10 protein-coding genes are annotated in these 10,546 nt (G+C 70.6%); 3 read left to right on the plus strand and 7 right to left on the minus strand.

The window, feature by feature from the left end:
- The 4 genes from AC1D12_RS13530 to AC1D12_RS13545 all read right to left on the minus strand — a co-directional run.
- Nucleotides 1-1,143, minus strand: a 1,143-nt coding sequence (locus AC1D12_RS13530; protein ID WP_477840941.1) for an RICIN domain-containing protein, incomplete at its 3' end; no start/stop codon positions are given.
- Nucleotides 1,144-1,325: 182 nt separating this feature from the next.
- Nucleotides 1,326-1,784 carry a hypothetical protein gene (locus AC1D12_RS13535; RefSeq protein ID WP_477826382.1) on the minus strand — a complete coding sequence of 153 codons (459 nt, stop codon included), beginning with the start codon at nt 1,782-1,784 and terminating at the stop codon, nt 1,326-1,328.
- A 15-nt stretch (nt 1,785-1,799) separates the two neighbouring features.
- Complete coding sequence (locus AC1D12_RS13540; protein WP_477840943.1) at nt 1,800-2,543, minus strand: hypothetical protein; 744 nt, start codon at nt 2,541-2,543, stop codon at nt 1,800-1,802.
- A gap of 110 nt (nt 2,544-2,653) precedes the next feature.
- On the minus strand, nt 2,654-3,598 hold the full coding sequence (locus tag AC1D12_RS13545) for a GlxA family transcriptional regulator (RefSeq protein ID WP_477826384.1): 945 nt from the start codon (nt 3,596-3,598) through the stop codon (nt 2,654-2,656).
- Nucleotides 3,599-3,745: 147 nt separating this feature from the next.
- On the opposite strand from AC1D12_RS13545, the gene AC1D12_RS13550 reads away from it, so the two are divergent.
- Nucleotides 3,746-4,546, plus strand: a complete 801-nt coding sequence (locus tag AC1D12_RS13550) for an SDR family NAD(P)-dependent oxidoreductase (protein ID WP_477840945.1) — start codon at nt 3,746-3,748, stop codon at nt 4,544-4,546.
- On the opposite strand, the gene AC1D12_RS13555 is transcribed toward AC1D12_RS13550, so the two are convergent.
- Together AC1D12_RS13555 and AC1D12_RS13560 are read right to left on the minus strand one after the other, a co-directional pair.
- Nucleotides 4,547-5,686 (minus strand): PepSY-associated TM helix domain-containing protein, encoded by a 1,140-nt coding sequence (locus AC1D12_RS13555; RefSeq protein ID WP_477826386.1) that lies wholly within the window; start codon nt 5,684-5,686, stop codon nt 4,547-4,549.
- Complete coding sequence (locus AC1D12_RS13560) at nt 5,686-7,797, minus strand: TonB-dependent receptor family protein (protein ID WP_477840947.1); 2,112 nt, start codon at nt 7,795-7,797, stop codon at nt 5,686-5,688. Before AC1D12_RS13560 ends, AC1D12_RS13555 begins: the two co-directional genes overlap by 1 nt.
- Nucleotides 7,798-8,019: 222 nt before the next feature.
- Between AC1D12_RS13560 and AC1D12_RS13565 the strand changes: the two genes are divergently transcribed.
- Nucleotides 8,020-9,003, plus strand: coding sequence for an aldo/keto reductase (locus AC1D12_RS13565; RefSeq protein ID WP_477825323.1), 984 nt, complete (start codon nt 8,020-8,022; stop codon nt 9,001-9,003).
- Here AC1D12_RS13565 and AC1D12_RS13570 read toward each other — a convergent pair.
- A complete protein-coding gene (locus AC1D12_RS13570) occupies nt 8,991-9,659 on the minus strand; it encodes a GntR family transcriptional regulator (RefSeq protein ID WP_477825322.1) in 669 nt (222 codons plus the stop codon). The two genes, AC1D12_RS13565 and AC1D12_RS13570, sit on opposite strands and share 13 nt — an antisense overlap.
- A gap of 53 nt (nt 9,660-9,712) precedes the next feature.
- On the opposite strand from AC1D12_RS13570, the gene AC1D12_RS13575 reads away from it, so the two are divergent.
- Nucleotides 9,713-10,546: NAD(P)-dependent oxidoreductase (locus tag AC1D12_RS13575; RefSeq protein WP_477840949.1), on the plus strand; the 834-nt coding region annotated here is incomplete at its 3' end.

Consider the following 10,546-nt stretch of genomic DNA (forward strand, 5'->3'; position numbering starts at 1 on the left):
GGGCGCGGGAGCCGGCGCAGGGGCGGGGCTCGGCGCGGGTGCGGGGGCCGGTGCCGGAGCAGGTGCGGGCGCCGGAGCCGGCGTGGGGGCAGGAGCAGGGGCAGGTGCCGGAGCGGGCGCAGGGGCCGGCGCAGGCGCGGGGGACGGCGCCGGGGCGGCCGCGACCAGCGTCCACTTCTCGGTCTCGCCGCCGTTGCAGCTCCACTGGCCGATGTGGCCGCCTTCGGCCTTGCTGAAGTTGCCGACGTCCAGGCACTTGTTGCTGTGCTTGAAGCGCACGTTCACCAGGCCGCCGCCGAGGTTGTCGAGCGTGAAGCGCTGGTTGTCGCCACCGACGTACTGCCACTGGTGCACGTTCGCGCCATCGGCGGTCGACACGTCCTGCACGTCGACGACCTTGCCGCTGTTGGCATTGCTCAGGTGGTAGTAGCCCTCGGTGTCGCGCACCAGGTCGAACAGGCGGCCGAGCGAGCTGTTGCACGACATCTGCACGATGTCGGCGCCGCTGACCGTCGAGTCGCCGGCCACGGCCAGGCACAGGCCGCTGAAGTTGGAGCGCACGCTGTAGCGCGACGACGGGGCGGGGGCCGGCGTCGGGGCCGGGGCGGGCGCAGGGGCCGGAGCGGGCGCGCCGGCCACCGGCGTGAAGGTCCACTTCTCGCTCTCGCCGTCGTTGCACTCCCACTGGCCGATGTTGCCGCCGGGCACGCGGCTCGAATTGCCGACGTCCATGCACTTGTTGCTGTGCTTGAAGCGCACGTAGTACTTGCCGCTGCCCAGGTCCTGCAGCGTCACGCGCTGGTTGTCGCCGTTCAGCCAGGTCCACTGGTGCACGTTGGCGCCGTTGGCCGTGGAGATGTCCTGCACGTCGACGACCTTGCCGCTGTTCACGTTCACCAGCCGGTAGTAGCCCTGGCTGTCACGTTGCAGGTCGAACTGGCGGGCGGGCGAGGTGTCGCAGGTCGATTGCACGACGTTCGCGCCTTCGGCGGTCGAGCCGCCGTCGACCGCCAGGCACAGGCCGCTGAACGATGAGCGCACGGTGTAGCGGCCGGCGGCGAGGTCGGCCGCATGGCCGAGCTGCGTGAATCCGGCGCCGACGATCAGCGCGAGGCAGAGCTTGCTGCTTCGAAACGGAAACATGGGTTGTCCTCCTGAGGGGGCTGAAGTTCGCCCGGATGGTAGGAGGGCAACCCGTGTAGGACTGGAACCGGTTTCACGCGCTTGCAATGCTTGCGCGAGGTGGCATGAATTGGTACGTGTTCATCGTGATTTCGAATTGAGGCATATCGAAATCACGATGGAGCGGGGTGTTCAGAGGGTGTTCAGAAGGCGGCGATCTGCACCAGCGGCCGGTCGAGCAGCGAGCGCAAGGCCGCGCCGAGCGCGTGGGTCAGGCGTTCGCACTCCTGCCAGTCGACGCTGCCGGAGTGGGCGCATACAACGATGAGCAGCGGGGGCTCCTCGCAGCAGGGCAGCACGCCGATCGCGCCGGTGGCATGCATGAACACCGCGGTGCGCAGGCCACCCCACGGCGCGAAGTGCCGCCGCTGGCGGTGGTACAGCTGCCAGTAGCGGGTGGCGGATTCCCAGACCCCGCCGCTGCGGGTGCAGCCGCTGGTGGAATCCACGGTACCGGTCGCGGCGTCGACGAGTGCGCAGCCCTCGACACCGGCCTGCCGGCACAGGCCCGCGAGTGCCACGGCGACCGGATCGCGCGGGGGGCGCGGCGCTTCGAAGGTGAGGGTGGGGAGGGCGATCTCCGGATATTCCGAGTGCTGCATCGATGTCTCCTGGGGTCAGCGGCTGGCCAGGCCGAGGCGCCGGCGCAGCGCGTTCAGCAGGCCGCCCGAGGCGCGGGTGGTGCGCCGCGGCGGGGCTTCGGCGCGCGGTGCCTCGGCTGACGAGGCCGACGAGGCCGACGAGGGCTCGCCGATCGCGCCCACCGGCTCGAGGTGCAGCAGGTTCGCGTTGGCCATCCGCGTGATGAAGGCGACGCACTTGTCGGCGGCGACATTGCTCAGCCGCATCAGTTTCTCGAGATCGAGCGAGCGCGTGAGCATGAAGCTCGCCAGCCGCAGGTTGTCGTTGTCCTCCCACATCAAGCCGCTGGGCGGCCAGCGGCGCAGCCGGAAACGGCAGCCGGCGGACAACTGCGTGAACGTGGCCGGGGCTTCGCCGGCAAAGCGGTGCTCGGCGCATTCGAGCGCCTCGACCAGCGCGTCGGGCTGCAGCGGGCTCGCGAGCACCGTGCCGGGCGCGCGGCCGGTGCGCCACGCCAGCGCACGCGCATCCTGCGAAGGCGGCGCCAGGTGCAGCGTCACCAGCGGCGGCTCGAGCATGCCGCGCACCGTGTCGATCTCGAGGCCGGCCACCAGCACGACCTCGGCGTCGCCGTCGTGCACCACCTGCCACGGGTGCTGCAGCTGGCGCGTGGCACGGGCCAGGCAGCGGCGCACCGCGCCTTCATCGCGTGCGTCCAGCCCCTGCAGCAGCAGCCGCAAGGGCCAGCGCATCAGCTGGGTCTCCATCTCGTCGCTCATGTCCGTGCGCCTTCGTGTCCATGTCGGAACCGGACACGCTATCGAACAGTTCTGCAGGAACGATGCAGAAGGCGCCGAAGACAGCCAGACAAATGACCGCCGCGCGGGATTCAGGCGCGCTGCTGCTCGCGCGTGCTGCGCCGGATGCCCTGCGGCGGCTGCCCGAACGCGCGCAGGAAGGCCCGCCGCATGCGCTCCGGATCGCCGAAACCGGTGTCGCGCGCGATCGCGAGCAGCGAGTGCTGCCCGCTGTCGATCAGCGCGCGGGCCGCCTCCACGCGCAGCTGCTCGATCGCGCGCGCCGGCGACTGCCCGGTCTCGGCCTTGAACGCGCGGCTGAACTGGCGCGGGCTCAAGTGCGCGACCTCGGCGAGTTCGTCGACCGACAGTTCGTCGCGCAGGTTCGCGCGCGCATGGGTCAGCGTCCTCTGGATGCGGTCGGAGCCGGGCTCGAGCTCGAGCAGCGCCGAGAACTGCGTCTGCCCGCCGAGCCGGCGGTGGTACACGACCAGCTTCTTCGCGATGAAGCGGGTGCACTCGGCGTCGAGGTCTTCCTCGATCAGCGCGAGCACCAGGTCGATGCCGGCCGTCATGCCGGCGGAAGTCCAGATGGGGCCGTCGTTGACGTAGATGCGGTCGGGCTGCACGGTGGCGCGCGGGAACCGGCTCTGCAGCGCCTGCGTGAAGTTCCAGTGCGTGGTGGCGCGCCGGCCGTCGAGCAGCCCGGCGTCGGCGAGGATGAAGGCGCCAGTGCAGATGCTGGCGATGCGCCGTGCGCGCTTCAGGCTGCGCGCGAGGAAGCGGCACAGGCCCTCGGTCGACGGTGCGACATCGAGCGCGCCGGTGACGGCCAGCGTGTCGTGGCGCGCCGCGCTGAACGGCTTCGAATCGACGGCCACGCCCGACGAGCTGCGCACCAGGCCACCGTGCTCGGACAGCAGCTCCACCTCGTACACCGGGCGCCCGGCGTACAGGTTCGCCAGCTCGAAGGCGGCGATCGGCGCGAGGTCGAGGATCTGGAAGCCGGGGAACACGACCACCCCGATGCGGCGCACCGGGGCGCCTTTCGAGGCCGATTTTCGAGATGTCATGAAACGAGGGTTCTGAGACTTATGAGACATCACAATAGGGCGCACGCTTCGGGTTGTCAATCGCCGCATGCCGCACTCCCGCTTGGCTCGGCGCACCTGAAGGACATCGACATGAGCTCCACGAACCCTCTGGGCACCGCGCTGGTCACCGGCGCTTCCTCCGGCATCGGCGCGGTCTACGCCGACCGCCTGGCCCGCCGCGGTCACGACCTGGTGCTGGTCGCCCGCACCGGCGAACGGCTGCAGGCGCTGGCCACGCGCATCACCGCGCAGACCGGCCGCCACGTCGAGGTGCTGGCGGCCGACCTGACGAAGCCGCGCGACCAGCTGCGCATTGCCGAGCGCCTGCAGTCGGATGACGGCATCGGCGTGCTGGTCAACAACGCCGGCTTCAACATCGCGTCGCCGATCGTCGATTCGTCGCCGGACCGGATGGACGAGATGATCCAGCTGAACGTGGTCGCGCTGACGCGGCTCGCGCACGCCGCAGCGCCACGGCTCGCGAAGCGCGGGCGCGGCGCGATCATCAACATCTCGTCGATCGCGGCGATCGCGCCGGCCCTGCTGAACGGCGCCTACGGCGGCACCAAGGCCTACGTGCTGAACTTCACCGAAGCGCTGCAGCACGAGATCGGCGCGAAGGGCGTGCGGGTGCAGGCCGTGCTGCCGGGCGCGACGCGCACCGACTTCTGGGCGCTGGCAGGCTTGCCGGTCGAGCACCTGCCGAGCGAGATCGTGATGTCGGCGGAAGACATGGTCGATGCCTCGCTGGTCGCGTTCGACCAGGGCGAGGTGGTGACGATCCCGGCGCTGCCGGACCTGGCGGTCTGGACATCGTTCGAGGCGGCGCGCGCGGCGCTCGGGCCCTTCCTGTCGAGCCGCAAGCCGGCCGCGCGGCTCAGCGCCGGCTGATCATCGGCCAGGCCGGCGGCGCCACCACAGCCACACGCCGGTCAGCCCGAGGCCGCCGAGCGCGAGGCCGCTGAAGAAGGTCAGCACCTGCTGCGGCAGCCCGCCCAGCTCGCCGACATGCAGCGGGTAGACCCAGGCCACCGCGCGGCCACCGGGATCGAGATCGCTCCAGCGCTGCACCGACAACACCGCGCCGGTGCGCGGGTGCAGCCACACCGAGGTCAGCCCGTTCGGGTGCGGGTCGTCAGGCAGCCGCATGCGCACGCGCACCGGGCGGTCCGGGCCGGGCAGCTGGATGTAGCCGATCGGGTCATTCGGGAACTGCCGCTGCGCCTGCGCGGCGAGTTCGTCGACCGTGGCGGGCGGGCCGCCCGGCGCGTCCTTCGCCTCTTTGGGCAGCGCGGGCGGGCGCGCGAACGTGCCGCCGGCCAGGAAGGTGACGAACTCCCCGAGCGGCCGCCAGGCCATGTACGCGCCGCTCGCCACCGACACCGCGATCACCAGCCCCATCACGATGCCGCCGGTGCGGTGCAGGTCGAACAGCCCGCGCAGCACGCCCTGGCGCAGCTCGATGCGCCACGACGGCGGCCAGCGCCGCGGCCACCACAGCACCACGCCGGTCACCAGCATCGCGAGGTACACCAGCGCGCCCCAGGCGAGCATCGCCTTGCCGGTGTCCTGCAGCAGCAGCGAGCTGTGCAGCTTGAACGTGAAGCCGACGAAGCCCTCGCTGTCGCCGCGCCGGCCCTGCTCGCGGCCGGTGGCCGGGTCGAAGTACACCGTGCCGCTCCAGCGCTTGCCGCGCACCAGCACCCACAGCGTCTCGTCGGCGCTGTGCGGTGGGCGGAAGGTCAGCACGCTGGCGCTGCCGAACTCGGCGACCAGCCGCTGTCGCAGCGGCTCCAGCGGCACCGCGGCCGCGCCGGGCCCGCCTGCCCCGAGCGACGTTTCGGCCTTGAACAGGTTCGGGTGCGCCCAGCGGTCGACCGGCTGCGCGACCACCAGCACCGCGCCGAGCAGCCCGACGATGGCCAGCACCCAGCCGATGCTGAGCCCGAGCCAGCGGTGCAGCCGCAGCCACACGCGGCGCAGCCCCTGGCGCCGCGACGGCGCCTGCGGCACCTGCACGGTGGCCGACATCAGAACGCCACGCGCGCCTGGACCCAGGTGGTGCGCGGTGCGCCCACCATGCGGCCGGCGTTGCCGTCGACGTTGCGCGTGTAGTAGCGCTTGTCCGCCAGGTTGTTGATGCCCAGTTGCAGGTCGATCGCGGTGGCGGTCGGCAGCTTCCAGCCGACCTGCGCGTTCCACAGGCGGTAGCCGGGGACCAGGCCCGTGCCGGCGGTGGTCGATTCGTTCCAGGTGTTGGCGTTGTCCGAGAACTGCGAGCTCTGGTGCGTGCTCGACAGGTTGAACGACCACGCGGCCAGCCGGTAGCGGGCGCCGACGGTGTCGGTGTCGCGCGAGTAGAACGGCACCTCGTTGCCGGCCGTGTCGCCCGATTCCTGCAGCGCGCGGGTGTGCGTGTAGTTCGCGAACACGTTCAGCCCGGCGAAGGCGCTGTCCTTGTCGAAGCTGTAGTCGATCGCCGTCTCGATGCCGTCGTGCTTGGTGGCGCCCAGGTTCTGGAAGACGACGTTCGGGGCCGTCGTGCCGGCGACCTGCTGGATCTGGTTGTCGAAGCGCAGCCGGAAGGCGGTGAGTTCCGCGCTCAGCGTCGCGCTCTTCCAGCGCGTGCCGAGCTCGAAGGTCTTCGCCACCTCGGGCTTCAGCGGGTTGTTCGTCGTCTGCGAGTTCAGCTGGATGTTCTGCACCGGGCCGAACGAGGTGTTGTAGTTGCTGAACAGCGTCCACTCCGGCGTCACGAGCCAGGCCACGTTCAGCGACGGCAGCGCCTTGTCGTTGTCGGTGTCGAAGGTGTTGCCCGTGCCGTCGATCCGCGTGGTGCCGATGTGCTCGAAGCGCACGCCCGGCGTGATGCGCCAGCTGCCGATCGCGATGCGGTCGTCGACATACACCGAGTGCGCGTCGGTCTCGTTCTCGAAGCGGGTGGTTGCGCTGACCGCGCCGCTCGCGAGCGTCTCGGTGAAGCTGTTGTCGTCACCGCGCTCGCGGATGAAGCGGTAGCCCACCGTCACGTCGTGCGCGACGCTGCCGAACGCGAGGCGCTGCGTGTAGCGCGGCTCCACGCCCAGCACGCGGTAGTTGCGCGGCTGGTGCGTCAGCACCGTGCCGGCGGCGTTGATCAGCACGCTCGCGCGCGAGCTCTCGTTGTAGTAGAGCCGCACCTCGGCCTCCTGCGTGGCCGACATCGGGTTCAGGTACCCCAGGTCGATGCCCTTGCGCACGCCGCTCCAGTAGTCGGTGGGGCGGGTGTTCTGGAACGGGTCCACGTTGTATTGCGCCGGCGTCAGGCCGCCCGGTGTGCGCGACGTGACGTCGTAGTACGAGACCTTGCCGTAGACCTCGGCCTTGCCGTCGAGCGGCTGGCGGAACTTGACGGCCAGGTCGTTCACCTTCTCGTCGCTGTTGGCGCGCCATTCGCTGCCGTCCAGGCCCGAGTACAGCAGCGCGAGGCCCAGCCCGTTGTCGAGCTCGCGGCCGAGGAACAGGCTGTACTGCGTGTTGTGCCCGTCGCCTTCGCCGTAGCTGTTGTAGCGCACGGTCGCATCGCCGCTCAGCGCCTCGGTCGCCGGGATCGAACGGGTGTTGAAGTTGATGATGCCGCCGACGTTCTGCGGGCCGTAGCGCACCGCGCCGCCGCCGCGCACCACGTCGACCGACTCGATGTTGTTCAGGCTCACCGGCGCGAACGACAGCTGCGGCTGGCCGTAGGGCGCGACCGCCAGCGGGATGCCGTCGAGCAGCACGGTGGAGCGCGGCGAGTAGCGGCCGGTCAGGCCGCGCACGCCGATGTTCAGCGAGATCGCGCTGCCGGCGGTGCCGGAGTTCTCGGTCGACTGCACGCCGGGGATGCGGCGCATCACCTCGCCGATCGACACGGCGCCGGTCTGCTCGATCTCTTCCTTCCTCACGACGGTGCGTGCACCGGCGAAGCTCTTCACGCTGTTCTGCAGGCCGCTGCCCAGCCAGTTGCCGCTGATCTGCACCGGCTCCAGCGTGACTTCAGGCGAGGCTGCGGCGGGCGCATCGGCCTGCTGCGCGCGCACGGCGAACGGCCAGGCCGCGATGGCGAGCGCGACGGCCGTGAGCGGGCGGGCCATCGGCCGCAGGAAGGGTTGAACTGCCATGGGAAAGGTACTCCGGGGCCCGGTCGCGGGCAGGTGTGCTGGCTGGGCGACCCACGGGCAGGACGGAGATCCATGCGAGAGCGCGATGGCTGGCGATTGATGAAACGATGGGCGACATTCGCCGACACCCCGGATGATAAATCGCCGGCGGCCCGCGATGAGAAAGGTTCGCAATTGAAAAATTATCGATAATCCCGGAAGGAACCCACTGGAGACGTTTCCATGAACTACCGCGAACTCGGCCGCACCGGCTGGAAGGTGTCGACGATCAGCTTCGGCGCCTGGGCCATCGGCGGCACCTGGGGCCAGGTGAACGACGACGAATCGATGGCCGCGCTGCACCGCGCGCTCGACCTGGGCGTGAACTTCTTCGACACCGCCGACGTGTACGGCGACGGCCACAGCGAGCGGCTGATCGCGCGGCTGCGCAAGGAGCGCACGGAGCCGTTCTACGTGGCCACCAAGGCCGGCCGGCGCCTCAGCCCGCACGTGGCCGAGGGCTACAACCGCGGGAACCTGACGGCCTTCGTCGAGCGCAGCCTGCGCAACCTCGGCACCGAGGCACTCGACCTGCTGCAGCTGCACTGCCCGCCGACGCCGGTGTACTACATGCCCGAGGTGTTCGGCGTGCTCGACGACCTGGTGCGCGCCGGCAAGCTGCGCCACTACGGCGTCAGCGTCGAGAAGGTCGAGGAGGCGCTGAAGGCGATCGACTTCCCCGGCGTGCAGTCGGTGCAGGTCATCTACAACATCTTCCGCCAGCGGCCGGCCGAGCTGCTGTTCCGCGAGACGCTGGCGCGCCGCGTCGGCATCCTCGCGCGGCTGCCGTTGTCGTCGGGGCTGCTGTCGGGCGGGCTCACGCGGCAGACGCAGTTCGCTGCCGACGACCACCGCAGCTTCAACCGCGAAGGGGCGGCGTTCGACAAGGGTGAGACCTTCTCGGGGCTGGACTACGAGAGCGGCCTGGCGGCGGTGGAGGCGCTGCGCCCGCTGGTGCCGGCGGGGCAGACGCTGGCGCAGTTCGCGCTGCGCTGGATCCTGATGCAGGAAGCGGTGACGTGCGCGATCCCGGGCGGCCGCCGGCCGAAGCAGATCGAGGAGAACATGCGCGCGGCCGACCTGCCGGCGCTGTCAGCCGAGACGATGCAGGCCGTGAACGCCATCTACGAGAAGCACGCGAAAGCGCAAGTCCATCACCGCTGGTGATCGGCCGCTTCCAGGTAATCCCGCTTCGCGAGCTGCAGATGCGCGACGCACAACTCCGCCAATGCCGCGTTGTCGCTGCCCTTCAGCAACCGGATCATGTCCAGGTGCTCGTCGGCCGCGGCTTCGGCGTGGCCTGCGGCGGCGGTGCGCTGCGCCCGCACCGGCAGGCTCAGCCACATGTAGTGGCGGATCGAGCCGATCAGGTACGGGTTGCCGCAGCCGCCGAACAGCGTCAGGTGGAACTCGTCGTTGATGCGGTGCACCGTGCCGTGGTCGCCGGCCCGCAGTGCCGCGACGAACAGCAGCTGCAGCGCCTCCAGCGCCGCGACCAGCGCGGGATCGGCCGGCAGCGGGATGCGCAGCGCCGCCTGCCGCTGCAGCAGCTCGCGCACCTCGTAGATCTGCCGCACCTCGGTGGCGGCCAGCGCGCGCACGCTCGCGCCCTTGTTCTTCTCGCGCACCACGATGCCGATGCGCTCCAGCTCGGCCAGCGCGCGCCGCACGCCGTGCCGCGTGGCGCCGAAGCGCGCCATCAGCGGGTCCTCGACCAGCCGGCTGCCGGGCGCGAGGCGGCCGAAGATGATGTCTTCGCCGAGCAGCCGGGCGACGTCCTGGGCCTCGGCGGGCAGCGGCGGGGGTTCGGGGCGGCGCGTCATGAGCGGTCGATTCTGCCAACAGTCCCATCAACAAGACACCAGGAGACAAGTGAATGAGCAAGATCGGATTCATCGGCGCCAGTGGCCTGATGGGCCATGGCATGGCGAAGAACCTGCAACTGAAGGGCCATGCGCTGCACCTCACCGTGCACCGCAACCGCGATCGGGTGGCCGACCTGATCGAGCGCGGTGCGGTGCAGGTGGAGACGCCGGCTGAACTGGCGGCGCGCTGCGACGTGGTGTTCATCTGCGTCACCGGCACGCCGCAGGTCGAGGGGCTGTTTGCCGGCGACGGCGGGCTGCTCGCGCGGCCGAAGCCGGGGCTGGTGGTCATCGACTGCTCGACCAGCGAGCCGGCCTCGACCGCCGCGCTGCGCGAGCGCTGCGCCGCGCAGCAGGTGCTGCTGATCGATGCGCCGCTTGCGCGTTCGGCGGCCGATGCCGAAGCCGGGCGGCTGACGGTGATGGTCGGCGCCGAGCAGCAGGACTTCGCGCGCATCGAGCCGCTGCTGCGCTGCTTCGCCGAGAACCTGCACCACGTCGGCCCGCCGGGCGCGGGGCATGTCGTCAAGCTGCTCTACAACTTCATGGCGCAGGCCATCTGCACGTCGACGGCCGAGGCGTTTGCGGTCGGGCGGCGCGCGGGGGTCGACCTGGGGCAGCTGGTGGCGGTGACGACGGTCGGCGCGGTCAATTCCGGGCTGTTCCAGGCGATGGCGAAGACGCTGCAGGGCGACGTGAAGGGCCTGTCGTTCGAGCTCGACAACGCGCGCAAGGACCTGCGCTACTACACCCACCTGGCCGAGAGCCTGACGGTACCGGCGTGGCTGGGCGAGGCGGTGCACCAGTCGCTGACGCTGGCCAGCGCGCTGGGCCATGGCGCGAAG

It is taken from the genome of Rhizobacter sp. P1_G5 (assembly GCF_056405435.1).

Coding starts and splice junctions, on each gene's coding strand:
- AC1D12_RS13535 (WP_477826382.1), bottom strand. CDS start 1,784: ATGCAGCACTCGGAATATCCGGAGATCGCCCTCCCCACCCTCACCTTC.
- AC1D12_RS13540 (WP_477840943.1), bottom strand. CDS start 2,543: ATGAGCGACGAGATGGAGACCCAGCTGATGCGCTGGCCCTTGCGGCTG.
- AC1D12_RS13550 (WP_477840945.1), top strand. CDS start 3,746: ATGAGCTCCACGAACCCTCTGGGCACCGCGCTGGTCACCGGCGCTTCC.
- AC1D12_RS13555 (WP_477826386.1), bottom strand. CDS start 5,686: ATGTCGGCCACCGTGCAGGTGCCGCAGGCGCCGTCGCGGCGCCAGGGG.
- AC1D12_RS13560 (WP_477840947.1), bottom strand. CDS start 7,797: ATGGCAGTTCAACCCTTCCTGCGGCCGATGGCCCGCCCGCTCACGGCC.
- AC1D12_RS13565 (WP_477825323.1), top strand. CDS start 8,020: ATGAACTACCGCGAACTCGGCCGCACCGGCTGGAAGGTGTCGACGATC.
- AC1D12_RS13570 (WP_477825322.1), bottom strand. CDS start 9,659: ATGACGCGCCGCCCCGAACCCCCGCCGCTGCCCGCCGAGGCCCAGGAC.